The sequence below is a fragment of the Patulibacter brassicae genome, from assembly GCF_033949425.1.
GTDB classification, from domain to species: Bacteria; Actinomycetota; Thermoleophilia; order Solirubrobacterales; family Solirubrobacteraceae; genus Patulibacter; species Patulibacter brassicae.
In genome coordinates, this window is record NZ_JAXAVX010000006.1 from 78,763 (window position 1) to 103,149 (window position 24,387).

Sequence of the window (24,387 nt, forward strand, 5' to 3'; positions counted from 1 at the left end):
CCGCCATGCGGCGCCTCGTCTTCGCGGTCATCGACGGTTGCGGGCCCGAGCAGCTGCGGGCGGCCATCGATGCCGGCCGCGCGCCGGTCCTCGCCCGCGTCGCCCGCGACGGGGAGTCGCACCGGTCGGTCGCGGCGTTCCCCTCGGTGACGCCGGTCTGCGCCACCGCGCTGGCGACGGGCGTGCGCCAGGACCGTCACCGGATCCCGTCGATGAACTGGTGGGACCGGTCGCGCGGCCGCTACGTCGAGTACGGGTCGAGCTTCGCCGCGTCGCGCAAGCTCGGGATCGTCCGGCAGCTCGCCGACACCGTCTACCACCTCAACGGTCGCCACCTCGCCCCCGAGGTCGAGACGGTCTTCGAGTCGCTCGACGACCGGGGCGTGCGGACGGCCGGCACGACGTTCCTCGTCTACCGCGGGCGGTTCCGCCACCAGCTCGCGAAGGGCTCGGCGATGAACCGCGTCGCCTCGACGATGTTCCGCAAGCCCGTGATGGGACCGCGGGAGCTCTTCTACGCGGACCTCTTCGCGAGCCGGGAGACCGGCTGCTACTCCCAGTTCGGCCTGCCGGGCATCCGCGACCAGCACGCCGGCTGCGTCGGGGCGCACCTCATCGAGCGGGACCTCGTCGACTTCCTGCTGCTCTCGCTGCCCGACAACGACACGCACAGCCACAAGCACGGCCCGGACGCCCAGATCGACTCGATCGCCGCCGCGGACGAGCAGCTGGCCCGGATCGCGCAGGCCGCGGGCGGCGTGGACCGGTTCCTGGAGGAATGGGGGCTCGTCGTCGCGTCGGATCACGCCCACGCGCTCGTCGAGCGCCGCGGCGAGCTGCGCCCCGCGTTCGAGGCGTTCGGGATCGCGCGGCCGGGCGGCCCGCGCAAGGGCGACCGGATCGCCTACTGCCCCGCGTCGCGCTCGGCGAGCGTCTACGTCCTGGACCGGGCGCAGCGCGACGAGCTGCTGCCCGAGCTCGTCGCGGCCGGCCGCGAGGGCGACGGCGTCGAGCTCGTCGTCTGGCGCGAGGGCGACGAGGGCGTGATCGCGTCGGGTCCCGACGCGGCGGTCGCCGGCGAGCTGCGCTTCCGCCCGGGCGGGCCCGTCGCCGACACCCGCGGCGGCACGTGGGAGGTCCGTGGCGAGCTCGGCCTCGTCGGCGCGACGATCGACGACGGCGTCCTGCGGTCGGACTCCCACCCCGATCCGCTCGGGCGCTGCTGGTCCGCGCTGACCTGCGTGAACTCCGGCGACGTCCTGCTCTCCGCCGCGGAGGGCGTGGAGTTCCCGGACTGGGGCGACGTCGACCACGTCGACGCCGGCAGCCACGGCTCGCTGCGGGCCGAGGACTCCGTCGGCGTGCTGCTCGCGCACGGGCTCGACGGCCGGCGCCGACCGGGGCTGCCCGCCCGCGAGGGCGCCACGACCTGGTCGATCGAGGATCCGGTTCCGCTGATCCTCGACCACTTCGCCGCCCAGGCCCACGTGGCCGGGAGCGCGCCGGCGTGAGCGCGGCGACCCGCCGCGGGACGGTCCTGGCGCTGATCGTCGCGGCGCTGCTGCTCCTCGCCGGACCGGCGGCCGCGCAGGGCACCGGCACCACCCCGGCCGGCGGCACGACGACGACCGTCCCGGGCGTGCCGGTCCTCGACCCCCGCGCCGGCCCGACCGACCCCAACGGCGTCGAGTCGCCCGGCGACCGCGAGGTCCCGCCCGCCGGGCACCGCCTGAGCGCCCGGCAGGCCGAGGCGATCGCCCGCGCCGATCCCAAGGCCCGGAGGGTCCGGCGGGAGACGCGGGGCAGCTACGACAGCATCTTCCTCAAGGGCAAGGACCGCTGGCAGCTCTCGATCTACGCGCCGGGCAAGCCGCTGCGCGAGATCGGGCAGGTCATCGTCAGCGACGCCTCGGGGCGGGTGACCGAGTCCTGGGACGGCCCGTACGTCGCCTGGACGATGGCGCGCGGGTACGACGGCGCCTTCGGCCGCTCGATCACGAGCCCGTGGCTCTGGGGGGTCCTGACGATCCTCTTCCTCCTCCCGTTCGTCGGGGTCCGTCCGCTCCGCGGGCCGCCGGTTCCGCTGCTGCTGCTCGCCGGCTTCGCCGTCCCGCTGGCGGCGTTCAACAACGCGCGGCTCGACATCGCCGTCCCGACGTCGTTCGCCCTCCTCGTCGCGCTGCTGCTCTGGGCGGCGACGACGGGCCTGCGGCGTCCGCGGGACCCCGACCGGCCTCGGGACGTCGTCGTGGGGGTCCCGCTCGTGCTGCTGCTCCTCGCCGGTCTCGCCCTGCTCGTCTTCCGCGCGGTCCTGAGCGTCGTGGACGGCAACGTCATCGACGTGGGCTACGCCGGCGTCGTCGGGGCGGACCTCCTCGGCAAGGGCCAGGCCGTCTACGGCAACTTCCCGAAGGGGATCGAGGCCGGCGACACGTACGGCCCGATCAACTACCTCGCGTACCTCCCCTTCGAGCAGGTCTGGCCGTGGAGCGGTCGCTGGGACGACCTGCCCGCAGCGCACGCGGCGGCGGTCGCCTTCGACGCCGTCGCCGCCGGCCTCCTCTACCTCGTCGGCCGCCGTCAGGAGACGGACCCGCGCGCGGGCCGCGGTCGCGGCGTGCTCTACGCCTACCTCTGGCTCGCGTGCCCGTGGACGGCGTACTGCCTGTCGAGCAACGCGAACGACGCGCTCGTCGCCGCCGGCCTGGCGCTGCTGCTGCTCGTCGGCACGCGTCCGCTCGCCCGGGGGCTGGCCGCGGGCCTCGCCGGCGCGGCGAAGGTCGCTCCGCTGGCGCTCGTGCCGCTCCTGGCCACTCGACACCCCGTCGACCCGACGGTCCGCCACCACCACCGCGGTCCACGGCTCTCGCCCGGGGCGTGGGCCGCGTTCGGCGTCGGCATCCTCGTCGTCGTGGTCCCGACGACGCTCCTGGTCCTCGACGGCGCGTCGCTGCGGCTGCTCTACGACCGCACGATCGGCTACCAGGCCGGCCGCGAGGCGCCGTTCATGCCGTGGGGGTTCTACGGCTGGGTCCCGGACGTGGCCACGACCGTCGCCCGGGTGCTGGCGGTCGGCTTCGCGCTGCTCGTGGCGCTGCTGCCGCGCCGCCACGACCTCACCGGGCTGGCGGCCACCGCGGCGGCCGTGCTGCTCGCGCTGCAGCTCTCGACGGAGTACTGGTTCTACCTCTACCTCGTCTGGCTCCTGCCGCTGGTGCTCGTCGGCGCGCTCGGCGACCGGACGCTCCGCTGGGTCGGCACCCGCGCCGACACCGCGCCCCCGGAGCGCCCGCACGGCCCGGTGCCGCGCGAGGACGCCCCGTGGGCGCAGGACGCGCCGGCGGGCGCGTCGCGCTGAGCGGCCGACGCCGCCACCTCGCGTCCGCCGTCCCGGTTCGGGGACGGCATCCGTCCCGCGCCGCAGCGGTGGGATCCGCGCACGCCGCCACGTGGTACGGGGCGCTGGTCGGTCAGCTCGACGGGAGCCGGGGCGAGCGCTGGATCGGCACGATCTCCGTCGCCCGCCGGCCGTCGGTGCGCACGAGCGCGGCGCAGACCCACGGGTCGCCCGTGGCGGTCTCGAACCGCACCGGCAGGCGGGTGCGCATCGACTCGATCGCCTGCTCCCGGCGCACGCCGATCACCGACTCGCGCGGACCGCACATGCCGACGTCGGTCATGTACGCCGTGCCCTTCGGCAGGACGCGGGCGTCCGCGGTCGGGACGTGGGTGTGCGTGCCGAGGACGGCCGTCGCGCGACCGTCGAGCTCCCAGCCGAGCGCGACCTTCTCGCTCGTCGCCTCGGCGTGCACGTCGACGAGCAGCAGGTCGACGCCGCGGCGCTCGAGCTTGTCGACCTCGACCTCGGCCTGGGCGAACATCACGCGCCCCGGGTCGAGGTAGAGGTTCCCCATGAGGTTCAGGACGCCGAGCCGCACCCCGTCGCGCTCCACGACGCAGCTGCCGTGGCCCGGATGGGTGGCGAGGTAGTTCGCCGGCCGCACGATCGCGTCGGTGTCGTCGAGGTACGACCACACCTCGCGCTGGCGGAACGCGTGGTTGCCGAGCGTGATCGCGTCGACGCCGAGGCCGAACAGCTCCTCCGCCAGCCGGGACGTGATGCCCACGCCGCCGGCGATGTTCTCGCCGTTGACGACGACGAACGTCGGCGCGAAGGTCTCGCGGAGCTCGGGCAGCGCCGCGCGCACCGCCGCGCGACCGGTCGCGCCGACGACGTCGCCGAGGAACAGCACCGACGGTCCGGAGGCCATCGCGCGAGTCTGCCACGCGGCGACGCCCCGCCCGCTCGCCGTGGGGCGGACGTCGCGCGCGGGCGCCGCCCCGCCTACGATGCGCGCGTGACGTCGGCCGCCGAGGACCCCGCCGTGCCCGCCGCGGCGTCCCCGCCGGTCCTGCGCGCCACAGGGCTCACGCGCCGCTACCGCGACCGCGTGGCGCTCGACGACGTCGGGCTGGACGTCGCCGCGGGCGAGATCGTCGCGCTGCTCGGCCCCAACGGCGCAGGCAAGACGACGCTCCTCTCGCTGCTGGCGGGGCTGCAGGAGCCGGACGCCGGCGAGGTCGGGCTGCCGCCGCGTCAGGTCGGCTGGATCCCGCAGCAGCCCGCGGTCTACCGCCGGCTCACCGTGCGCGAGAACCTCGAGCTCTTCGCCCGGCTCGACGGCGTGCCGGACGCCGCCGCGCGCGTCGAGCGGATGCTCGTCGAGGCGGATCTCGTGGACCGCGCCGACGACCGCGTCGGCGATCTCTCCGGCGGCGGGCAGCAGCGCGTGAACATCGCGGTCGGGCTCCTGGCCGACCCACCGGTCGTCCTGCTCGACGAGCCGTCGAGCTCGCTCGATCCGCGGCAGCGCGAGCGGATGTGGCGGTTCCTGACCGGACTCGCGCGCGACGGCCGCGCGCTGCTGTCATCGACGCACGACGTGGGCGAGGCGGAGCGGTACGCCGACCGGGTCGTCGTGCTCGTCGACGGGCGCGTCGCGTTCACCGGGACGCCCGCGGCGCTCGCGGCGACGGCCGGCGGCGACCTCCTGCGCGCCTTCGTCGACCTCGTGGAAGCCGGGGAGGCCGAGGCGTGAGGGGGCTGCTCGGCCCGCTCGTCGCGAAGGACGCGCGCGTGTTGCGGCGCTCGCCGCTCCTGCTCGGGCTGCTCGTCGTCTATCCGCTGCTCGTGGCCCTGCTGCTCGGCCTCGCGCTCTCCCGCGGGCCGTCCTCGCCGTCGGTCCTGCTCGTCAACCAGGTCCCCGAGGGGCGCAGCACCGTCGACCTCGCCGGCGAGCAGCTCGACGCGCGGACGTACGCGCTGCGACTGCTCGAGGGCACCGACGTGCAGAGCGTGGCGACCCGCGAGGAGGCGGTGCGCCGCGTCCGCGACGGCGACGCCGCCGGCGCGATCGTCATCCCGCCCGACACCGTCGATCGGCTGCGGGCGGTGCTGTCGCTGCGCGGCGAGCGGACGCTGCCGACGCTCGAGGTGCTGACGAACGACACCGACCCGGTCCGCGCGGAGGCCCTCCGCACCCTCATCAGCGCGCGGCTCGGCGACGCGAACGCCGAGATCAGCAAGCGCCTGATCGAGGTCGGCGGCGGCTACCTCGGCGTCCTCCTGCAGGGCGGCAACCTCTCGGTCCTCGGCCTGCGCGGCGACATCCTCGGCCTGCGCGGCGCGAGCGAGATCCTCCGACGCACGGCCGGGTCGCTGCCCGCCGGGAGCCAGCGCGACGACGTGCTGCGCGTCCAGCGCTTCGCGCAGCTCGCGGTCGAGAACCTCGGCTTCACGCCCGCGATCCTCCAGTCGATCGCCGACCCGATCCGGGTCAAGCGCACGAGCGTCACCGGTCCCGCCGTCGACCTGGAGACGTACGCCGGCGCGGTCGCGGCGGCCGTCTCGCTGCTGCTCGTCGCGGTCCTCCTCGGCGCCGGTCTCGTCGCGCTGGAGCGCGAGGAGCGCACCCTCGGGCGCCTCGTCCGGTCGGCGGTCCGGCCGGGGCCGCTCCTCGCCGCCAAGACGCTGCTCGCCGGCCTCGTCGCCGCCGCCGTCGGGCTGCTCGTCGTCGGGGGCCTGGCGCCGTTCGTCGGGCTGCCCGCCGAGCGGATCCCGCTCTGGGTCCCGGCGCTGCTGCTGACGGGCGCCGCCAGCGGCGCGCTCGGCGTGGCGCTCGGATCGCTCGCGCCCGAGGTCCGCGCGGCCAGCCTGCTGGCGATCCTCCTGCTCGTTCCCGTCGTCGTCATCGGCCTCGTGCCGGACGGCACCGTCGGGTCCGTCACCGGCGTGGCGATCGACGGCGTCACGGCGATCTTCCCGTTCGGTCCCGGGCTCGATCTCGTGACCGCGGCGCTCGAGCGCGGCGCGTACGTCGGGCCGGCGATCCACCTCGCGGTGCTCACGCTCGCCTGGCTGGCGATCGCGCGCGTCGCGCTGCGGCGCTGATCCGGACGCCGCGCCGCGCGGCGCTACCGTCCTGCCATGGCCTTCCCGCGCTCCCGTCCCCGCCGCCTGCGCCGGACCCCGGAGCTGCGCGCCGCGGTGCGGGAGACGACCCTGCGCCCCGCGCAGCTCGTCCTGCCGCTGTTCGTCGCGGAGGGCCTGGACCGGCCTGCGGCGATCGGCGCGATGCCGGGGGTCGAGCGCCTGCCGATCGCCGGTGCGGTCGAGCTGGCGCGCGAGGCCGCCGACCACGGGGTCGGCGGGGTGATGCTCTTCGGCATCCCCCGCGAGAAGGACCACGAGGGCTCCGGGGCGTGGGCGGCCGACGGGATCGTGCAGCAGGCCGCGAGCGCGATCCGGCGCGCGGTCCCCGGCATCACGGTCGGCGTCGACCTCTGCCTCTGCGAGTACACCGACCACGGCCACTGCGGGCTGCTCGACGACCGGGGCCAGGTCCAGAACGACGCGACGCTCGAGCTGCTCGCCCGGACCGCCGTCGCGCAGGCCGACGCCGGGGCCGAGGTGCTGTACCCCTCGGACATGATGGACGGCCGGATCGGGGTCCTCCGCGATGCGCTCGACGCGGCCGGCCACGACCAGGTGGTGCTCGTCGCCCACAGCGCGAAGCTCGCCTCGGCCTACTACGGGCCGTTCCGCGAGGCCGCGGGGTCGACGCCGGCGTTCGGCGATCGGCGAAGCTACCAGATGGATCCCGCCAACGGCGACGAGGCGGTCCGCGAGGCGCTGACCGACGTGGCCGAGGGCGCCGACGTCGTCATGGTGAAGCCGGCCGGCCCCGCGCTGGACCTCGTGCGGCGGGTGAAGGACGCCACCGGGATGCCGGTCGCCGCCTACCAGGTCTCCGGCGAGTACTCGATGATCAAGGCGGCGGCGGCGGCGGGGTACGTCGACGAGCCGGCGGTCGTCGCCGAGTCGCTGCTCGCGATCCGGCGCGCCGGTGCCGACCTCGTCGCGACGTACTTCGCCCTCGACGTCGCCCGGGCGGCCGGCTGATCCCGAGGGCCTCCGTCGCGCGCTCGCGACGCGTCCCGGAGGGTCGTCGCGAGCGCCCGGATCGCCGTCCCGTCGCGCCGGCCGGGGCGCGTCGCAACGAACGCGCCACGCCGGGCATCTAGGATCAGAGGGAGTGCCACCACCGGCCCGGCCCGCGGCGGCGCTCGACCCCCGAGGAGTCCCGATGGCCACGAACGACACGACGACGACCGACGGCATCCTGCCCGGCGTCGGCAAGGCGCGCAGCCGCAAGGACGGGGCCGCGGTCCCGCTCGACGACGTCGACAAGCAGCTCCTGGACCTGCTCCAGGGGTCCTTCCCGCTCGTGCCGCGCCCGTACGCCGAGGTGGCGACGCGGGCCGGCATCACCGAGGACGAGGTCCTGCGCCGGACCGAGCGCCTCGTGCGCGAGCGGATCATCCGCCAGGTCACGCCGATCTACGACACGCGGGCGTTCGGCTACGGCTCGATGCTCGTCGCCGCGAAGGTCGACCCCGAGCATCCGTGGGGCCCGGCGAAGATCATCAACGGCCACCCGGGCGTGAGCCACAACTACCTGCGCAACCACGAGTTCAACATGTGGTTCACGCTGGCCGTCGAGGAGGACTCGAAGCTCGGCCTGCAGGGGACGCTCGACGTGCTGCAGGAGCTCACCGGTGCCGAGTCGATCCGCCAGCTGCCGACGCTGCAGCTCTTCAAGATCCGGATGGACCTGAAGATGACGGGCGACACGCAGGACCTCGCCGCCGCCGGCGAGGCCGTCGCGCCCGCCGAGACCGAGCGCCAGCCCTACGACGAGCTCGACCGTCGCGTCGTCCGCGCGACGCAGGGCGACCTGCCGGTGATCGCCGAGCCCTTCGCGCCCGCCGCCGCCGAGCTCGGGATGCCGGTCGAGCGCCTGCTCGAGCACCTCGAGGGCATGACCGAGCGTCGCCTCCTGCGCCGCGTCGCCGCGATCCTCTTCCACCGCCGCGCCGGCTTCAGCGCCAACGGCATGGGCGTCTGGCAGGTGGACCCGGACCGGATCGAGGAGATCGGCATCCGGATGGCCGCCTACCGCGGCATCAGCCACTGCTACCAGCGGCCGACGTACGCCGACTGGAAGTACCAGGTCTTCACGATGGCCCACGGCCGCTCGAAGGAGGAGTGCGACGCGATCCTCGACGCGATCGCCTCCGAGGTCGACGGCATCCACGACCGGGCGACGCTCTACAGCTCGACCGAGTTCAAGAAGATCCGGCTCCTGTACTTCACCGACGACTTCCGCAACTGGGAGCGCGAGCACGCCGGCGTCTGACCCGGCGCACGAGCCCGCGGATCGCGACATCGCCATGACCGCCTCCCTGACCGACGCCAAGTCCGCCGAGCTCTTCGCCCGCGCCGCGCGGGTGCTGCCCGGCGGGGTGAACTCGCCGGTGCGCGCCATGCGCTCGATCGGGCGCGACCCGATCTTCGTCGAGCGCGCCGCCGGCGTCGACCTGCTCGACGTCGACGGCAACCGCTACGTCGACTGGGTCTGCTCCTGGGGCCCGCTGATCCACGGGCACGCGCATCCCGAGGTCCTGGCGGCGATCCAGGACACCGCGACCGCCGGCACGACCTTCGGCGCGCCGACGGCGCTCGAGGTCGAGCTCGCGGAGGAGGTCGCCCGCCGCGTTCCCTCGGTCGAGATGCTCCGGATGACGTCGTCGGGCACCGAGGCGTCGATGAGCGCCATCCGCCTCGCACGGGCCGCGACCGGCCGGGACGTCGTCGTGAAGTTCGCCGGGGCCTACCACGGGCACGTCGACGGGCTGCTCGCCGACGCCGGCTCGGGCCTCGCGACGCAGGGCATCCCGTCGTCGCCGGGCGTCCTGCCGTCGGCCGCGGCCGCGACGGTCATCGTGCCGTGGAACGACTTCGACGCGGTCGAGGCGGCGCTGCGGGAGCACGAGGTGGCCGCCCTCATCGCCGAGCCCTACCCGGCGAACATGGGCCTCGTCCCGCCGGAGGAGGGCTTCCTCGCCCGGCTGCGCGAGCTGACGGAGGAGCACGGCGCGCTGCTGATCTTCGACGAGGTGATCTCCGGCTTCCGGGTCGCCCCCGGCGGGGCGCAGGAGCTCAGCGGCGTCACGCCGGACCTGACGGTCATGGGCAAGATCCTGGGCGGCGGCCTGCCGGCGGCCGCGTTCGGCGGCCCGCGCGAGCTCCTGGAGCGCCTCGCGCCGGTCGGCGACGTCTACCAGGCCGGGACGCTCTCGGGGAACCCGCTGGCGGTCGCCGCGGGCCTGGCGACGCTGCGCCTGCTGGATGACGACGCCTACCTCCGGCTCAGCGAGACGACGACGGCGCTCGCCACCGGCCTGCGCGAGGCGGCCGGCGACCGGCCGGTCCAGGTCGTGTCGGAGACCGGGCTCGTCACGCTCTTCTTCCGCGACCGCCCCGTCCGCGACTACGCCGATGCGCGCGACGCGGACCACGAGGCCTACGGCGCCTGGTGCCGCGGCCTCCTGGCCCGCGGGGTCTACGCGCCGCCGTCGGGCTACGAGGCGTGGTTCGTCTCGCTCGCCCACGAGCCCGACCACGTCGCCCGCACCGTCGAGGCGGCGGCCGCCGCCTTCGAGGTGCTGGGGTGAGGCCCGCCGGCGCCGCGGACGGCTCCGCGGGCGCCGACCCGCTGACGGCGATCGCGGGCCTCCTGCGCGCCGAGGGCGGCCTGCTCGGCGAGGTCGTCGTCGACCCGGGACCGGCCGCCGACCGGCGGATCGCCCAGGCGCTCGCCGGCGCGCCCCGCGCGGACGTCATCGGTCCGGACCTGGCGCTCGCCGCCGAGGCGACCCGCGAGGCCGAGCTCGTCCACCACGTCCCGGAGCGGGCGCGGATCGTCCGCACCGACGATCGCGACCTCGCGCTGCTCGCCGGCGACCGCCTCCTCGCGCTCGGTCTCGAGCGCCTCGCGGCCGGCGGGTGGACCGCCGAGGTCGCGATCCTCGCCGACGTCGTCGCGCTGGTCGCGCGCTTGCACGCGGGCGCGGCATGGGCGCTGGGTCCCGCGCACCACGCGGGCACGGGCGCGCCGGCGACGGCGCAGGTGCGGACCGCGGCGCTCTGGTCGGTCGCGGCCGGCGCGCTCGGGACGGGCGCCGAGAGCGCGGAGGCCCGGCTGCTGCGGGTCGCCCGCGCCGGCCGCGTGCCCGGCGTCGTGACGTCCTGATCCGGGATCGGGTCGTCCACGGGGCGCCCGAGCGCCGCCGGTCGACGGCGCACGCCGAGGGCCCCGGAACCGCCGTCAGAGCAGGGCCGACGGGCCATAGCACCCGCGTCGGCGGCGAGGGGCGCTCCTCTTGCGCCCGCGGCCGATACGATGCCCGGCGTCCCACGCGGCCCCCGTGGGTCCACGCAGGAGCCTCACACGTGTCCGAACGACGCCCAGCGAAGAGCAAGTACACCCTCGACCGCGGAATCCCCGGCGCCTTCGAGGGTGAGACGGTCACCCGTCGGCGCATGATGGTCCTCGCCGCCAACGTCACCGGCGGCATCGCGATCGGCGGAGTCGCCCTCTCCGCGACCGGCTTCGCGCTCGGCCAGCCCTTCGTCGAGGTCGACACCGGCTGGCACGACGTCGGAGCCGAGGACGAGATCCCCGACGACACGTACGTGCCGCGGGTGATCACCCTCGACCCGAAGACCGGTCAGGTCGGCAAGACGACGGTCTACGTGCGCAAGCACAACGACCGCGTCGACACCGAAGGTCCGCAGGACCAGTACAGCCGCTACGTCGCGATCTCGTCCCGCTGCATGCACATGGGCTGCCCGGCCCGCTACGTGCAGGCCGCGCAGCACTTCATCTGCCCGTGCCACGGCGGGGTCTACGACTTCGTCGGCAAGGTGGCCGGCGGCCCGCCGGTCCGCCCACTCGATCGCTTCTACACCCGGGTCGTCAACGGCCGGGTCGAGGTCGGCCGCCGCTACTCGGTGAACTCCGAGCTCAAGCGGTTCTCGCCGCGCCCGCCCGGGCAGGCGCTGGACGGCGTCGGCCAGTACCTGTTCCCGTCGCGTCCGACGATGCGCAAGCTCCCCGGCACCTGATCCCTCATGGCGAAGATCAAGCTCCTCCCGTCGCCGCCCGCGGCGCTCAGGCCGCAGCCGAAGCGGCCCGACGACCCGTCGGTCGACGACAAGCCCCAGGACCTCGTCAAGGAGGCGGCCATCAGCGCCGCCGACTGGGTCGACGAGCGCACGTCGCTCTCGGGGACCGTCCGCTGGGTGATGTTCCGGCCGATCCCCAAGGGGACGAACTGGTTCTACACCCTGGGCACGGCGACGATGGTCGCCTTCATCAGCCAGGTCATCACCGGCATGGTGCTGGCGATGTACTACGAGCCGTCGGCCACCCGGGCCTACGAGTCGATGAAGTACATCAACAACGAGGTCTTCCTCGGCGAGTTCCTCCACGGCATGCACCGCTGGGGCTCGACGGTGATGGTCGTCCTCGTGTTCCTCCACATGGCGAGGACGTTCTTCTTCGGCGCGTACAAGTACCCGCGTGAGCTGAACTGGGTCATCGGCGTCGCCCTGCTGGTGCTGACGCTCGTGATGTCGGTCACCGGCTACCTGCTGCCGTTCGACCAGCGCGCCTACTGGGCGTCGGTCGTCGCGATGAACATCGGCGGCAACGCGCCGCTGCTCGGGCCGTTCATCCCGGACATCGCCCTCGGCGGACCGGACGTCACGACCCTGACCCTCTCGCGCTTCTACATCATCCACATGATGTTGATCCCGGGCCTCATCATCGGCCTGATCGTGGCCCACCTCTACCTCGTCATCAAGCTGGGCACGACCGCCCCGCCGTGGGTGCGCGCCGACAAGGTCGGCAGCGACCTGAAGGAGCACGACGCATGAACCAGCGCGAGAAGGAGGAGTACCTCCGCGAGTACGCCGTCCTGAAGGCGCAGGGGAAGCCGTTCTTCCCCTACATCATCGTCAAGGACGGCGTGATGATGATCGTCGTCGTCGGGACGATCATGCTGCTGTCGATCGTCCTCGGTGGCGAGCTGACGGCGAAGGCCGACGCGACGACGACCACGTACGCCCCGCGCCCCGAGTGGTACTACTTCTGGGCGTTCGAGCTGCTGCGCGTCATCAAGCCGCCGGAGCTCGTGACCCTCGCGACCGTCGGCGTCCCGACGATCGCGATGCTGCTGCTGTTCCTGCTGCCGTTCTACGACCGCAACCCGGAGCGTCACCCGCTCCGTCGCCCGGTCGCCACGACGGCCGGCATCTGCGTCATCGGCGCGATGTTCTTCCTCTCGTACCTCGGTGCCGAGGCGGAGCCGCCCTCCCGCGTGGAGATCGAACCGCCGGCGTCGATCATGACGGCGAGCAGCGAGGACCAGGAGCAGTGGGAGCGCGGTCGGCGCCTCGTGGCCCAGAGCGGCTGCGGCGGCTGCCACAAGATCGGGCACAACGGCAACGACGGTCCCGGTCCCCAGCTGACCGCGATCGGCGACCGGCTGAAGGAGGGCGCGATCCGCGAGACGCTGATCAACCCGACGCTGCCGATGCCGTCCTTCTCGAAGCTCGGTCCGCAGAAGCTCGAGGACATGGCGTACTTCCTCGCCACCCTGAAGAGCTCCGGCTCCGAGGAGGGCCACGCCGGTGGCGACGCCGCGCCCGAGGGTGCCGGCGAGGGCAACGACTCGGTCCCGGGCGGCTGATCCCGCCCCTTCCGCGGCGGGACGCTCCGCAGCGACGGTGACGGCCGGCGACACCGAGCCTCGCGCGGCGGTCCCGGCCGTCGTCGCGCCGATCGCCGACGCGGCGGGCCCGCACGTCGCGGGCCTCGTCGCCGCGGTCGAGTCCCGGCTCCGGGACGTCGCGGGCCCCGGCGAGGAGGCGGTGGACCTCGCGGGGACCGCCGCGGTCGCCGCCGGTGGCAAGCGCCTCCGGCCGCTGCTGGCGATCGTCGTGGCCGGCGCCGCCGCCGGGGACGACGACGAGCGCGCCCGCGCCGCCGTGCGCGCCGGAGTGGCGCTCGAGCTGATCCACACCGCGACGCTCGCCCACGACGACGTCCTCGACGCCGCGCCGCTGCGGCGCGGGCGGCCCACGGCGTTCGCCGAGCACGGACGCGCCGCCGCGACCTGCCTCGGGGACGCGCTCTTCGCCGCCGCCTTCGCCGAGCTCGCCGCGGGTGGCTCGACGTCGGCCGTGCAGGCGCTCGCCGGCGCGTGTCGCGAGCTCGCGCAGGGCGAGCTGCTCCAGCGCGCCGACGCGTGGCGCACCGACGTCGATGAGGCGCGCTACCTCGAGCGGTGCCGGCTGAAGACGGGGGCGCTGTTCGCCGCCGCGGCGACGCTCGGCGCCCAGGTGGGCGGGGTCGCGCCGGAGCCCTACGCGCGCTTCGCGACCGCGATCGGCGTCGCGTTCCAGCTCTTCGACGACGTGCTCGACGTCGTCGGCCCGCCGGAGGTCACCGGCAAGCCGCGCGGGACCGACCTCCTCGACGGCACGGTGACGCTGCCGCTGCTGCTCGCGCGCGCCGAGGACCCGGTGCTGCGCGAGCTCGACCTGCGGGCGCTCGATCCCGCGGGCGCGGCCGCCGCGTGCGACCGGATCGCGGCGACCGGGGCGACCGTCGCCACGGAGCGGCGGGCGCGTGAGCTCGTCGACGTGGCGCTCGCGGCGCTCCCGCCGGACGGCGACGCCGGACGCGATCGCGCGCTGCGCCTCATCGGGCGCGGCGTCGTGGACCGCCGCCTCTGAGCCGGGCGAGGCGCCGCCGGGGCGGCCGTCCGGAGGGGCCGGCGGCGACGCCGGGCTGGACAGCGTACGCGTCCAGATGGAGCATGCGGGGCATCCGATCGCCGCCGCTCGGACGTTTCCCTCCCAACCCCGTCGTGGAAGGATGCACCCATGCCCATCGGTGTCCCCGAGCTCCTGATCATCCTGGTCGTGGTCCTCGTGATCTTCGGCCCGAAGCGCCTGCCCGGCCTGGGCAAGCAGCTCGGCACCGGCATGCGCGAGTTCAAGGACTCGATCAGCGGTGACGACAAGCAGGAGAAGCGCGCCTCGACGACGTCGCTCGACGCGGCGCCGGAGGACCGCCCCGACGCGGGCGAGGCGTTCGCGCAGCGCGAGTCGCAGCGCAGCGAGTCCGGCACGCGCGAGTAGGCTCCCCGGCGGTCCCGACGGCAGATGGCCGTCCTTCGTCCGGTCCAGCACGAGGACCGGCTCACCCTCGTCGAGCACCTCACGGAGCTCCGATCCCGGCTGTTCATCTGCCTGGCGATCCTCGTCGTCGCGTTCAGCTTCACCTACTGGCAGAACGAGCGCGTCCTCGACATCGTCAACAAGCCCCTGGAGCAGTCGCAGCAGGCGCCGCGCGACTGCGCGGAGGCGGGCGACTCGCTCGAGAAGTCCGCGTGCTTCGACCGCGCGGTGGCGAAGGCCCTCGGCGCGCTGACGCCGGCGATCCAGCAGCTGTCCGGCACGACGAGCGCGCTGGCGGCGAACGAGTCCGCGTCGACGCGCGCGTCCACCGCCGAGCAGCTCGCGCGGGTCGAGACGGCGACGAAGGCCCTGACCGACGCGGCGAAGCTCGCGCCACGGTCGACGGAGCGGCGCCCGGTGACCCTCGGCGTCGCCGAGCCGTTCTTCCAGACGATCAACGTCGCGCTCTACGCGGCGCTCGTGCTCGCGCTGCCGCTGCTGCTCTACCAGTTGTACGCGTTCCTCATCCCGGCGTTCACGACCCGCGAGCGACGCGTCGTGGTCCCCGTGATGGTCGGGATCCCGTTCCTCTTCTACGGCGGCGTCGCGTTCGGGTACTTCCTCGCGCTGCCACGGGCCGTCGACTTCCTCCAGAACTTCAACGACCAGGCCTTCGACATCCTCGTCCAGGCCAAGGACTACTACAAGTTCGTCACGCTCTTCCTGGCCGGGACCGGGATCGCGTTCCAGGTCCCCGTGCTCGTCCTGGCCATCAGCCGGCTCGGCGTCCTGAGCGTCACGCAGCTGCGCAAGCAACGCGGCATCGTCGTGCTGATCGCCGCGGTGGTCGCGGCCGTCATCACGCCGACGCCGGATCCGGTGACGATGCTCCTCGTCATGGCGCCCCTCGTGGTGCTCTTCGAGCTGAGCCTCCTCGTCGCGGCGTTCCTCGAGCGGCGCAGCCCGGCACGGGATCGCTGGAAGATGTGGGACGACGACGAGGACGACGACGACGATCTCGGCGGCGGTCCCGACGCACCGCGCGGTGGCGACGGCGGCGACGACGTCGATCCCTGGGACCGCGACCACGACGACGAGGACGAGCCCCGCTGGCCCGTCGACGACGCGCGCTCCGTCCCCGGCGACCCGCCCGAGCCGACCTGGCCGGGCGGGGCCACCGATGCCGGGCCCGACGACGACCCGGGAGCGGTGGCCGGCGGCGCTGCCCCTGCCGGCGAGGCGCCCGACCCCGCGCTCCAGGGCGATCCGGCCGGGCCGCGGGTCGTCGGCTCGCAGGAGCCGGCGCCGTGGTGGGAGGAGGCCGACGACCTCGACGCGCGCGACCCGTACGCCGCCGACGACGACGGGCCGGGACCCGCCGGCGGCCCGCGCGACTGAGCGGCGGTCCGCGCCCCGACGGCGCCGCGGGCGCGCGCGGGGAACGACCCGCGCGCTCGAGGTGGCGGCTCGGCACTCGGAACCGCTCTATCCTGGCGCCCATGCTGTTCGACTTGGCCGCGCCCGGCCGCAAGCGGCTCATCCAGGCCGTCTACCTCGTGCTCGCCGTCGTGCTCGTCGGCGGCCTGATCTTCTTCGGCGTCGGCTCGGGCCTCCCCGGCGTCTTCGACGGCAACAACCAGGGCGGCGGCGGCGACCTCGCCAAGGAGCAGCGCGAGCGCGTCGAGCGGCTCGAGAAGGAGGTCGTCCAGAAGCCCCGCGACGGGAAGGTCCTGGCGGCGCTCGCCTCCGCGCGGTACGACATCGCCGTCGGGCAGATCGACCCGGACACCGGCGCGGTCTCCGACGAGGCCCGGCGCGGCTTCCAGGGGGCCGCCGACGCGTGGACGCGCTACCTCGCCACCGATCCCGAGCGGGTCGACGAGACGACGGCGAAGAAGATGGTCACCGTCTTCAGCCCCTCGATCCTGAACAAGCCCGGCCAGTGGGCCGACGCCCAGGCGGTCGTCACCGCGGCGGCGATCGCCCGCGCCGAGCGCGCCGGCACCCGTCCGCCGTTCGCGCAGTACCTCGCGCTGATGCAGGCGAACCTCGCCGCGGACCGCAAGCGCCAGGCGAAGATCAACGGCCAGGACGCGATCGCCGCCGCCCGGCCGAACCAGCGCACCGCGGTCCGCCAGCAGGTCGAGGCGCTCGAGAAGGGCGGCAAGGACGCCGCGCTCGGCCAGGGCCAGGCGACCGCGACGACGCCCCAGACGATCACCCTGCCCGACGAGTAGGCCGCGCGACGCCGGGAGCGGGGCATCGGCTACCATCGCCGAGCCCTGGTAGCTCAACTGGTTAGAGCAGCGGACTCTTAATCCGAAGGTTGAGGGTTCGAGTCCCTCCCGGGGCACCTCTCTCCGCCGGCCGCCCGCCGGACGTGGACAGGAGACTCGAAGCACGAAGGCCCCGCTCCGGCGGGGCCTTCGTCGTTCCGGCGCGCGCCGCCCGGCGCGTCGCGGCTCGGCCCCAGGGCCGCCTCAGACGACGGCGGGGGTGCGCGCGACGACCTCCTCGACGGCGGCGCGCAGCGCGGCCGCCGTCGTGCCCTCGTCGTAGACCCGCAGGCGTGCCCGGCCCCGCTCGCGCAGCTCGGCGCGCAGCTCCGCGTCGCCGAGCACGACGTCCAGCAGCCCGGCGACGACGCCGAGGTGCGGCTCGTCGGTCAGCAGCGCCGCGTCCCCGGCGACCTCGGCCACGCCACCGGACGGGCGGCCGACGACCGGCAGGCCGAAGTGGAACGCCTCGAGGATCGGGACGCAGAAGCCCTCGTGCTCGGACATGCAGCAGAGCACGTGCGCGGAGCGGTAGCGGTCGGCGAGCTCCTGCTGCGTCAGGCCGCGGTCCCAGGTGAACGCGTCGCCGAGCAGCAGCCGGCCGAGCTGCTGGACCTCGGCGCCGTAGCCCTCGTTCACCGGCTCGCCGACGATCCGCAGCGTGGCCCGCGGCCGGTGGCGCGCGCGCAGCAGGGCGACCGTGCGGATCAGGGCGTCGTGGCGCTTGTGCGGGCAGAGCCGGCCGACGAAGAGGATCTCGCCGCCGTCCGCCGGCGGACCGGCCGTGCCCGAGGGCCCCGGGCGCTCGTCGGGTCCCGGCGCGCCGTAGCGCTCGGGCTCGAAGAGGATCGGGATGACGGTGCTCGCCCCGAACTCCTCGGCGGTGTAGCGCGAGGCTCCGGCGGGGACCGTCGCGGCCCCCATGACGCGCTTCGCCTCGCGCCGCCCGAGGTAGCACTGCAGGGCGGTGAGGGGGTCGTGGGCCCAGAACCACTCCGGCGGGGTGATGTTCTGGCACAGGACGAGCGAGCGCGGGTGCGACGCGAGCAGCTCGCCGAGGCCCGGCGTGTAGGCGGAGTACTGGGCGAAGACGACGTCGGTCGGCGCCGGCGCGAGCGACCGGAGGCTCGCGAAGCGATCGCCGACGCGCGGGTCGATGTGGACGGCGGTGTCGCGGCCCTTCCAGCCCCACTCGTCGAAGAGCTTGCGGTAGCGCAGCGCCTGGGTCGTGATCGCGTCGTAGGGACCCGCGCCGCCGATCACCTGGTGGACGGTGATGCTCATCGGGCGTTCGCTCGCTCCTGCGCGTCGGCGGTCCGGCCGTCGGTCGGGTCGATCGGGCCGCCGCCGGGACCCTCGGCGCCGGGCTCGGGGGCCGCGGCCTCCTCGGCCCGCCGCTGCTCGGCGCGGGCGTCGGCGAGCTCGTCGGCCTGGGCCCGCGAGATCCCCAGCGCGTCCTCCGTCTCGCGCAGCCGCTTGCGCAGGGCGTCGACCTCGGCCCGCAGGTCGCGGACCTCGTCGCGCGCGAGGCTCGAGCGCAGCGCCAGGTGGACGTTGACCCGGTTCTGGACCGACAGGACCTGGGCGTGGTACTGGCCCAGCAGGCGCAGCAGCAGCTGCTTCGTCCGCGTCACCGGCGCGCCGAGGCGGCGGGTGGAGCGGACCTCCTCCAGGTCCGGCTCGACGACGGCCCACTGCAGGAGCTCCTCGTCGTTGGGCTGGGCGCTGCGGCGGACGACGAGCCCGCCCGCCGGGATGGTGACGTCGGCCTTCGCGGCGGAGCGCTCGCGCGCGGCCGCCAGGGCCTCCTCGGGCTTCACGACGCGGAATCCTGACGATCGGCGTCCGCGCCCGCCGGCACGGCGGGCGCGCCGCTGCCGCGCACGGGCGCGGAGGCGTCCTCGAGCACGTGGCGGTACTCGGCCAGGACGTCGGCCGTCGGGCCGTCCGCGGCGACGCGGCCGTTGTCCAGCAGCACGGTGCGCTCGCACGTCCGCTCGATGAGCGCGAGGTCGTGGGACACGAGCACGAGCGTCGAGCCGCCCGCGACCTGCTGGGCGATCCGCTCCTCGCACTTGCGCTGGAACGCGCCGTCGCCGACCGCGAGCACCTCGTCGATGAGGAGGACGTCGGCGTCGAGCTCGGCGACGATCGCGAACGCCAGCCGGACGAGCATGCCGGTCGAGTACGTCTTCAGCGGCAGGTCGACGAAGTCGCCGAGCTCGCTGAAGGCGACCATCGCCTCCATCCGCTCCTCGACCTCGCGCCGGCTGAGCCCGTAGAGGGCTCCGCCCATGACGATGTTCTCGCGGCCGGAGAAGTCGCGGCTGAAGCCGGCGGCGAGGTCGAGCAGCGCCGCGACGCGACCGCCGATCTCCACGCTGCCGCTGTCCAGGGGCACGATCCCCGCGAGGACGCGCAGCGTCGAGCTCTTGCCCGCGCCGTTGCGCCCGACGATCGCGACCGTCTCGCGCGGGGCGATGTCGAGGCTCACGCCGCGCAGGGCCTGGACCGGCGGGGGGTGCCGCGGGTCGCGTCCCCCGGGGGCCGAGCGCCGCCGCAGGCCGCCGACGAGGACCTCCTTCAGCGTGCGGCCGCTGTCGATCCGCACGTCGAAGGCGCGCGTCGCGTCGCGCAAGCGGATCGCGCCGGCCTCGAGCCCGCCGCTCACAGGAGCACCGCCAGGTCGCGCTGCAGGCGACGGAAGATCGCCCAGCCGCCGACGAGCGCGATCCCGGTCGCGGCCACCATGTAGGCCCAGAGGTCGAGCCCGGGCGCGTGGCCGTAGTAGAGGATCTGGCGCGTCGCCTCGACGAACGGGGCCACGGGGTTGCCCCACTCGAGGGCGACGACCGCCGCGTGCGGCGCGTCGCGCAGCTCGAGGTCGGCCGGCTCGTAGAAGATCGGCGTCAGGAAGAACCAGGGGACGAGGATCGCGCTGACGATCGGCATGACGTCCCGGAAGTGCGCGTGGAGCGCCGACAGCGCCAGGGCGGCGCCCTGGACGGCGAGGATGTTGAGCGCCGCCACGAACGGCAGCAGCAGGAGCGCCGGGTCCAGCGTCCCGCGCAGCGGGACGGTGATCACCGCGACGATCGTCAGCAGCGCGAGGAACGTCATCGCCTGCACCGCGACGGTCGCCGTCGGGATGATCTCCCGGGGGAAGCGCGCCTTGCGCAGCAGCGCCGACTGCGAGAGCAGGCTGTCGCCCGCCGCCGGCAGCGTCTGGCTCACGAGGAGCCAGACGACCATCGCGGTCATGACGAACAGCGGATAGTCGTCGTGCTCGATCGGCTTCAGCACGACCCCGAACATGAGGTAGTACGACCCGAGCAGCAGCAGCGGGTTGATGAGGTACCAGACGAGCCCGAGCACGGAGCCCTGGTACTTCTGCCGCAGCTCGCGCTGGACGAGCTGCTGGAACAGGAAGCCGTGACCGCGCAGATCGCTCGGGCGGGTGACCGACGTGGAGCTCATCGACCGGTGGATGATCGCGCGTTCGGGGGCGGCACGTCCCCGCGGGTCCCCGCGGGCGCGGTACGGACGCCGCCACGCCGGACCGCTGGACGCCCGTACGAGGCCGCCGCCACGCCGTCGATCCGGGGGCGGACATTCCTCCGGTCGGCCTTCCCGCGCCGGGCCGCGGGCGCTACACCCGAGGGGTGCCCCTCCGTCGCACCCTCCTCCGCGCCCTGCCGCTGGTGATCGCCGCGGCGCTCCTCGTCCTGCTGCTCCCCGGACGCGGTGCCGTCGCACCCGCCGGGGCCGCGACGTGGTCCGACGGCCGCCCGGGGTCGGTCGCGGGCTCTGCGAGTCACGACGGGCCCGCCCCGGAGCGGCGCCGCGACGACGGGGCACGCGACGTGGTTCCCGCCGGCCGCTGAGGCGGCTCCTCCAGGGTGTCGCTCAGAAGGCGCCGCGACGGCCGAGGACGGCCGGGAGGGTCTTCACGAGGATCGAGAGGTCCATCGACACCGACCACCGCTCGAGGTAGAGGAAGTCGAGGCGAACCATGTCGTCGAAGTCGAGGTCCGAGCGGCCGGAGACCTGCCACAGGCCGGTGACGCCCGGCAGCACGTGGTAGCGCTTCTTGTGCCACTCCTCGAGCCGGTCGTAGTCGCGCTGCGGCAGCGGACGCGGGCCGACGAGCGACATCTCGCCCCGGAGGACGTTCAGCAGCTGCGGCAGCTCGTCGATCGAGAGCCGGCGCAGGACGCGGCCGACCGGGGTGACCCGCGGGTCGTCGCGGATCTTGAAGATCGCGCCGCCGGCCTCGTTCAGCGCCTCGAGCTCCGCCTGGCGCGCGTCGGCGTCCTGGTACATCGTGCGGAACTTCAGGCAGTCGAACGGCTGGCCGCCGATGCCGGGGCGGCGCGAGCGGTAGATCACCGGCCCGGCGCTCGTGAGCTTGATCGCGACCGAGATCGCCAGCAGCAGCGGGCTGAGCAGCAGGAGGATCGTCGAGGAGACGACGAGGTCGAACGTCCGCTTGATCGCGAAGTCGACGCCCTCCGAGACCGGGGGGCGGAGCTCGAAGAGCGGGAGCGTCTGCCCCGGCAGGAACTCGGCCCGCTTGACGAGGATCTCCATCGTCGACGGGGCGACGCGGACGTTGATCCCGCGGTGGTGCGCCTGGTCGACGATCTCCAGCGCGAGGTCCTGCGGGAACGCGGGGTCGGTGATGATCACCTCGTCGCAGACGTGCTCGTCCAGGAGCCGCGGCAGGTCGCCGATGACGCCGAGCGAGCGCGACCGCTGCGGGCGCGGGCCGCGCTCGTCGACGCGCAGCGCGCCGGCGACGGTGATCGCCGAGTCGACGTCCTCGCGCAGCGCGGTCGCCACCGCGTCGGCGTGGTGCGCGGGCCCGACGAGGATCGCGCGGCGCTCCTGCCCGGTGTGCCGGAGGACCGCCCCGCTCGTGCTCTCGTAGAGCAGGCGGAGGGTCGCGATCACCACGATCGTCCAGATCAGGCCGCCCCAGAAGATGTAGTAGCTCGTGAAGGCGTCGCGCTGCCCGTCGATGAGGACGAACAGCATGATCACGACCATCGCCTGGAAGCTGCCGGTGACGATCTTCCCCAGGCCGGGGCGCTCGTTGCGGCGGCCGTAGAGCCCGAGCCGCGCGAAGTTGAAGAGGAGGACGAGGACCGCGAACGGCGCCACGTCGCGCGCCTGCTCGGCGTGGATCGAGAGGTCGAACCCCTCGGTCCAGGCGCCCTTCACCGCGAGCGCGCAGAAGATCGCCGCCCAGACGCCGAACGCGTCGAGGGCCAGCAGCGTCGTGACGCGCAGCGCCTGCCGCAGCGTGTCCACGCGCAGCAGGTAGCCGAGGACGGCTGGCCGCTTCGAGCGGACGTCGACCGACGGCAGGACGGCCGCGCTCCGGTTGCCGGCCCCGGGCAACGGCTCGGAGGGGGCGGCGAGGGGGCGCTGATCGCCAGGCTCGTGTGTGCGGATCCCGGACGGCACCAGCAGCGAATGCTGGCAGATCCCCGACCCGACTGCGCCCGTCCTGGGGGCGCGACCCGCCCGGACGGCGGTCCCCGTCCGGTCCGGCCCGCGTTCGCCGTACGCCGCTCGTGCGCGGTCGTTCGACGGCCGCCGATCGACGCCGGCGCCGGTGGGCCGACGACGCGCTCTAGGCGCTGCGGCCGAGCAGGCCGTCGCGCCCGGCCTGCTCGATCGTGCGCTGCAGGCCGTCCCGCAGCGAGACGCGCGGCTCCCAGCCGAGGAGCTCCTGCGCGCGGGTGATGTCCGGACGACGCTGCTTCGGGTCGTCCGTGGGCAGCGGCTGGTGCAGGATCTCGCTGGCGGACCCCGTGAGGTCGATGACCGTCTCCGCGAGCTCCAGCAGCGTGAACTCGTCCGGGTTGCCGACGTTCACCGGCTGGTGCTCGCCCGACTCCGCCAGGCGGATGATCCCGTCGATGAGGTCGTCGACGAAGCAGAACGACCGCGTCTGCGAGCCGTCCCCGAAGACGGTGATCGGCTCGCCGGAGAGCGCCTGGCGCAGGAACGTCGGGATCGCGCGACCGTCGTGCGGGCGCATCCGCGCGCCGTAGGTGTTGAAGATCCGGACGATCGTCGTGTCGACGCCCTGCTGGCGGTGGTAGGCCATCGTCAGCGCCTCGGCGTAGCGCTTCGCCTCGTCGTAGACGCCGCGCGGGCCGATCGGGTTGACGTGCCCCCAGTAGGACTCCTGCTGCGGATGGACCTGCGGGTCGCCGTAGACCTCGCTCGTGGAGAAGAGGAGGAACCGCGCGCGGTGGGCCTTCGCGAGGCCGAGGGCGTGGTGCGTGCCGTGCGAGCCGACCTTCAGCGTGTGCAGCGGCAGGCGCAGGTAGTCGATCGGCGACGCCGGCGAGGCGGCGTGGTAGACGACGTCGACCGGCTCGTCGACGAAGAACGGCTGGACGATGTCGACCTGGCGGAACTCGAACTCGGGCCGGCGGATGTGCGCGATGTTGCGCAGCGACCCGGTCTCGAGGTTGTCGACGCAGATGACGCGGTGCCCCCGCGAGAGCAGCTCGTCGCAGAGGTGGGAGCCGAGGAACCCCGCTCCGCCGGTCACCAGACAGGTCGCCATGGGGCGCAACGCTAGCGGGCGCCCGCGCGCCGGGCGATCGGCCCTAGCGGCGGGCGGCCTTGAAGGCCTTCTTCGGGATCTTCTCCGCCGGCGCGTACTCCCGCCGGGACAGCCGCTCGGCGAGGTCCGCGCGCTCCAGCCGCTTCCAGACCACGGGGCACTTCTTGCAGCGCGGGTCGCTCTTGCAGCACTTCTTCTTCGTGATGACGGTCGAGCCCATGCGCCTCTCCCCAGGGTACCCCGGTGGGGCCGCTGCGACCCCGCCGTCGGCCGGGCCGTGCCGCGCCGGCCGAATGGCGGTCGTTGCGGCGGGCTATCGTCCCCGCCATGCCCGCGCCCGCCTTCGTCGACGCGCTCAACGAGCAGATCGCCAACGAGTTCGCCGCCAGCCAGCAGTACGTCGCGGTGGCCGTCCACTACGACGCCGACACGCTGCCGCGCCTGGCGGCGTTCTTCTACCGCCAGGCCGTCGAGGAGCGCGGCCACGCGCTGAAGATGGTCCAGTACCTCATGGACCAGGACGCCGAGGTCGTGATCCCGGCGGTCGCCGCCCCGCGCAACGGGTTCGCCGACATCGTGGAGCCGATCCAGCTCGCCCTCGAGCAGGAGAAGCAGGTCACGCAGCAGATCGAGCGCCTCGCGAAGGTCGCGCGCGAGGCCGGGGACTACCAGTCCGAGCAGTTCATCCAGTGGTTCCTGAAGGAGCAGGTCGAGGAGGTCGCGACGATGTCCGACCTGCTCACGACCGTCACGCGCGCGAAGGAGAACCCGCTCTGGGTCGAGGAGTTCCTCGCGCGCGAGAGCTTCGGCGGCGAGGACGACGAGGCGGGCGCGCCGCCCACCGCCGGCGGCGACCGCTGATCGCCGCGCGC

Annotated in this window: 24 protein-coding genes and 1 tRNA gene; 17 read left to right on the plus strand and 8 right to left on the minus strand. The window is 74.4% G+C overall.

The window, feature by feature from the left end; genetic code table 11:
• The first annotated feature begins 5 nt into the window (after positions 1–5).
• Positions 6–1,511: an alkaline phosphatase family protein gene (locus SK069_RS12800; RefSeq protein WP_319954633.1), complete on the plus strand. Its 1,506-nt coding sequence runs from the start codon at positions 6–8 to the stop codon at positions 1,509–1,511.
• Entirely contained in the window at positions 1,508–3,358 is a 1,851-nt protein-coding gene (locus SK069_RS12805) for a hypothetical protein (RefSeq protein WP_319954634.1), read from the plus strand. The genes SK069_RS12800 and SK069_RS12805 overlap by 4 nt, the downstream gene beginning before the upstream one ends.
• A 112-nt stretch (positions 3,359–3,470) precedes the next feature.
• Here SK069_RS12805 and SK069_RS12810 read toward each other — a convergent pair whose 3' ends face one another.
• A complete protein-coding gene (locus tag SK069_RS12810) occupies positions 3,471–4,271 on the minus strand; it encodes a TIGR00282 family metallophosphoesterase (RefSeq protein WP_319954635.1) in 801 nt (266 codons plus the stop codon).
• 87 nt (positions 4,272–4,358) lie between these two features.
• Here SK069_RS12810 and SK069_RS12815 point away from each other — a divergent pair, with 87 nt between their 5' ends.
• From SK069_RS12815 to SK069_RS12880, 14 genes are all read left to right on the plus strand, one after another.
• A complete protein-coding gene (locus SK069_RS12815) occupies positions 4,359–5,099 on the plus strand; it encodes an ABC transporter ATP-binding protein (protein WP_319954636.1) in 741 nt (246 codons plus the stop codon).
• The gene (locus SK069_RS12820; RefSeq protein ID WP_319954637.1) at positions 5,096–6,451 is read left to right on the plus strand and encodes an ABC transporter permease; all 1,356 of its coding nucleotides are present in this window, start codon (positions 5,096–5,098) and stop codon (positions 6,449–6,451) included. Before SK069_RS12815 ends, SK069_RS12820 begins: the two co-directional genes overlap by 4 nt.
• Positions 6,452–6,487: 36 nt before the next feature.
• Positions 6,488–7,462, plus strand: a complete 975-nt coding sequence (hemB, locus tag SK069_RS12825; RefSeq protein WP_319954638.1) for a porphobilinogen synthase — start codon at positions 6,488–6,490, stop codon at positions 7,460–7,462.
• A 184-nt stretch (positions 7,463–7,646) separates the two neighbouring features.
• Complete coding sequence (gene ahbA / locus SK069_RS12830) at positions 7,647–8,759, plus strand: siroheme decarboxylase subunit alpha (RefSeq protein WP_319954639.1); 1,113 nt, start codon at positions 7,647–7,649, stop codon at positions 8,757–8,759.
• Positions 8,760–8,793: 34 nt separating this feature from the next.
• Positions 8,794–10,077 carry a glutamate-1-semialdehyde 2,1-aminomutase gene (gene hemL / locus SK069_RS12835; protein WP_319954640.1) on the plus strand — a complete coding sequence of 428 codons (1,284 nt, stop codon included), beginning with the start codon at positions 8,794–8,796 and terminating at the stop codon, positions 10,075–10,077.
• The gene (locus tag SK069_RS12840; protein ID WP_319954641.1) at positions 10,074–10,655 is read left to right on the plus strand and encodes a hypothetical protein; all 582 of its coding nucleotides are present in this window, start codon (positions 10,074–10,076) and stop codon (positions 10,653–10,655) included. Before hemL ends, SK069_RS12840 begins: the two co-directional genes overlap by 4 nt.
• Positions 10,656–10,855: 200 nt before the next feature.
• The gene (locus SK069_RS12845) at positions 10,856–11,530 is read left to right on the plus strand and encodes a QcrA and Rieske domain-containing protein (protein WP_319954642.1); all 675 of its coding nucleotides are present in this window, start codon (positions 10,856–10,858) and stop codon (positions 11,528–11,530) included.
• A gap of 6 nt (positions 11,531–11,536) precedes the next feature.
• Entirely contained in the window at positions 11,537–12,343 is an 807-nt protein-coding gene (locus SK069_RS12850) for a cytochrome b (protein WP_319954643.1), read from the plus strand.
• Entirely contained in the window at positions 12,340–13,158 is an 819-nt protein-coding gene (locus tag SK069_RS12855) for a c-type cytochrome (RefSeq protein WP_319954644.1), read from the plus strand. Before SK069_RS12850 ends, SK069_RS12855 begins: the two co-directional genes overlap by 4 nt.
• A gap of 37 nt (positions 13,159–13,195) precedes the next feature.
• Complete coding sequence (locus SK069_RS12860; protein ID WP_319954645.1) at positions 13,196–14,206, plus strand: polyprenyl synthetase family protein; 1,011 nt, start codon at positions 13,196–13,198, stop codon at positions 14,204–14,206.
• A gap of 150 nt (positions 14,207–14,356) precedes the next feature.
• Positions 14,357–14,614, plus strand: coding sequence for a twin-arginine translocase TatA/TatE family subunit (gene tatA / locus SK069_RS20305; protein WP_406628288.1), 258 nt, complete (start codon positions 14,357–14,359; stop codon positions 14,612–14,614).
• A gap of 24 nt (positions 14,615–14,638) precedes the next feature.
• Positions 14,639–16,051, plus strand: a complete 1,413-nt coding sequence (gene tatC / locus SK069_RS12870) for a twin-arginine translocase subunit TatC (protein ID WP_319954646.1) — start codon at positions 14,639–14,641, stop codon at positions 16,049–16,051.
• Between the two features lie 101 nt (positions 16,052–16,152).
• Positions 16,153–16,890, plus strand: coding sequence for a hypothetical protein (locus SK069_RS12875; RefSeq protein ID WP_319954647.1), 738 nt, complete (start codon positions 16,153–16,155; stop codon positions 16,888–16,890).
• A gap of 42 nt (positions 16,891–16,932) precedes the next feature.
• Positions 16,933–17,006, plus strand: a tRNA-Lys gene (locus tag SK069_RS12880).
• Positions 17,007–17,133: 127 nt separating this feature from the next.
• Here SK069_RS12880 and SK069_RS12885 read toward each other — a convergent pair.
• The 7 genes from SK069_RS12885 to SK069_RS12915 all read right to left on the minus strand — a co-directional run bounded on the left by SK069_RS12885 (position 17,134) and on the right by SK069_RS12915 (position 23,735).
• On the minus strand, positions 17,134–18,213 hold the full coding sequence (locus tag SK069_RS12885; RefSeq protein WP_319954648.1) for a glycosyltransferase: 1,080 nt from the start codon (positions 18,211–18,213) through the stop codon (positions 17,134–17,136).
• On the minus strand, positions 18,210–18,749 hold the full coding sequence (locus tag SK069_RS12890; protein WP_319954649.1) for a hypothetical protein: 540 nt from the start codon (positions 18,747–18,749) through the stop codon (positions 18,210–18,212). Before SK069_RS12890 ends, SK069_RS12885 begins: the two co-directional genes overlap by 4 nt.
• Entirely contained in the window at positions 18,746–19,600 is an 855-nt protein-coding gene (locus tag SK069_RS12895; protein ID WP_319954650.1) for an ABC transporter ATP-binding protein, read from the minus strand. The genes SK069_RS12890 and SK069_RS12895 overlap by 4 nt, the downstream gene beginning before the upstream one ends.
• A complete protein-coding gene (locus tag SK069_RS12900) occupies positions 19,597–20,406 on the minus strand; it encodes an ABC transporter permease (protein ID WP_319954651.1) in 810 nt (269 codons plus the stop codon). The genes SK069_RS12895 and SK069_RS12900 overlap by 4 nt, the downstream gene beginning before the upstream one ends.
• 429 nt (positions 20,407–20,835) lie before the next feature.
• Entirely contained in the window at positions 20,836–22,398 is a 1,563-nt protein-coding gene (locus SK069_RS12905; RefSeq protein ID WP_319954652.1) for a sugar transferase, read from the minus strand.
• A gap of 169 nt (positions 22,399–22,567) precedes the next feature.
• Positions 22,568–23,515, minus strand: a complete 948-nt coding sequence (locus SK069_RS12910; RefSeq protein ID WP_319954653.1) for a UDP-glucuronic acid decarboxylase family protein — start codon at positions 23,513–23,515, stop codon at positions 22,568–22,570.
• 43 nt (positions 23,516–23,558) lie between these two features.
• On the minus strand, positions 23,559–23,735 hold the full coding sequence (locus SK069_RS12915) for a hypothetical protein (RefSeq protein ID WP_319954654.1): 177 nt from the start codon (positions 23,733–23,735) through the stop codon (positions 23,559–23,561).
• 107 nt (positions 23,736–23,842) lie between these two features.
• Here SK069_RS12915 and SK069_RS12920 point away from each other — a divergent pair, with 107 nt between their 5' ends.
• On the plus strand, positions 23,843–24,376 hold the full coding sequence (locus SK069_RS12920) for a ferritin (RefSeq protein ID WP_319954655.1): 534 nt from the start codon (positions 23,843–23,845) through the stop codon (positions 24,374–24,376).
• The last annotated feature ends 11 nt before the right edge of the window (positions 24,377–24,387 follow it).

What these genes read in the sequence shown, in the direction of transcription:
- SK069_RS12800 (WP_319954633.1), top strand. Translation starts at nt 6, where the DNA reads ATGCGGCGCCTCGTCTTCGCGGTCATCGACGGTTGCGGGCCCGAGCAG.
- SK069_RS12810 (WP_319954635.1), bottom strand. Translation starts at nt 4,271, where the DNA reads ATGGCCTCCGGACCGTCGGTGCTGTTCCTCGGCGACGTCGTCGGCGCG.
- hemB (WP_319954638.1), top strand. Translation starts at nt 6,488, where the DNA reads ATGGCCTTCCCGCGCTCCCGTCCCCGCCGCCTGCGCCGGACCCCGGAG.
- ahbA (WP_319954639.1), top strand. Translation starts at nt 7,647, where the DNA reads ATGGCCACGAACGACACGACGACGACCGACGGCATCCTGCCCGGCGTC.
- hemL (WP_319954640.1), top strand. Translation starts at nt 8,794, where the DNA reads ATGACCGCCTCCCTGACCGACGCCAAGTCCGCCGAGCTCTTCGCCCGC.
- SK069_RS12850 (WP_319954643.1), top strand. Translation starts at nt 11,537, where the DNA reads ATGGCGAAGATCAAGCTCCTCCCGTCGCCGCCCGCGGCGCTCAGGCCG.
- SK069_RS12855 (WP_319954644.1), top strand. Translation starts at nt 12,340, where the DNA reads ATGAACCAGCGCGAGAAGGAGGAGTACCTCCGCGAGTACGCCGTCCTG.
- tatA (WP_406628288.1), top strand. Translation starts at nt 14,357, where the DNA reads ATGCCCATCGGTGTCCCCGAGCTCCTGATCATCCTGGTCGTGGTCCTC.
- tatC (WP_319954646.1), top strand. Translation starts at nt 14,639, where the DNA reads ATGGCCGTCCTTCGTCCGGTCCAGCACGAGGACCGGCTCACCCTCGTC.
- SK069_RS12875 (WP_319954647.1), top strand. Translation starts at nt 16,153, where the DNA reads ATGCTGTTCGACTTGGCCGCGCCCGGCCGCAAGCGGCTCATCCAGGCC.
- SK069_RS12885 (WP_319954648.1), bottom strand. Translation starts at nt 18,213, where the DNA reads ATGAGCATCACCGTCCACCAGGTGATCGGCGGCGCGGGTCCCTACGAC.
- SK069_RS12900 (WP_319954651.1), bottom strand. Translation starts at nt 20,406, where the DNA reads ATGAGCTCCACGTCGGTCACCCGCCCGAGCGATCTGCGCGGTCACGGC.
- SK069_RS12910 (WP_319954653.1), bottom strand. Translation starts at nt 23,515, where the DNA reads ATGGCGACCTGTCTGGTGACCGGCGGAGCGGGGTTCCTCGGCTCCCAC.
- SK069_RS12915 (WP_319954654.1), bottom strand. Translation starts at nt 23,735, where the DNA reads ATGGGCTCGACCGTCATCACGAAGAAGAAGTGCTGCAAGAGCGACCCG.
- SK069_RS12920 (WP_319954655.1), top strand. Translation starts at nt 23,843, where the DNA reads ATGCCCGCGCCCGCCTTCGTCGACGCGCTCAACGAGCAGATCGCCAAC.